We start from the raw sequence: 254 nt of genomic DNA, 5'->3' as shown, positions 1-254 counted from the left end.
CAATTGGTATTCCGGAGCCACCACGGGCGGGCCGTCGTAACCTTCCTTTACGTGGTAAAAAATCCCGCTATTGCCACCCTCGGGCAGCTTCCACTCCAGGTACAATTCAAAGTTGTCGAATTCCTCGGCGGCGTATAGAATGTCTTTCCCGCCCTCGTAATCCTGCTCCAGGCCCAGCTCGGTCTTAAAGGTAAGCACCGAGTCCTCGATGACCCAGCCCGGGGGCATGGTCTCCGCGTTATATCCGCGCCATC

The 254-nt window shown here is 57.1% G+C and carries 1 protein-coding gene; it reads right to left on the bottom strand.

Annotated elements, in window-relative coordinates; translation table 11 throughout:
- The coding region (locus ACRHNM_RS17420; RefSeq protein ID WP_431137911.1) for a 3-keto-disaccharide hydrolase at window positions 1-254 on the bottom strand (254 nt) is incomplete at both ends.

It is taken from the genome of Psychroserpens mesophilus, assembly GCF_050617655.1.
Classification (GTDB): domain Bacteria; phylum Bacteroidota; class Bacteroidia; order Flavobacteriales; family Flavobacteriaceae; genus Psychroserpens; species Psychroserpens mesophilus_A.
Note: the sequence above shows the minus strand (reverse complement) of the source record. Positions and strands in the feature narration are given on the sequence as shown.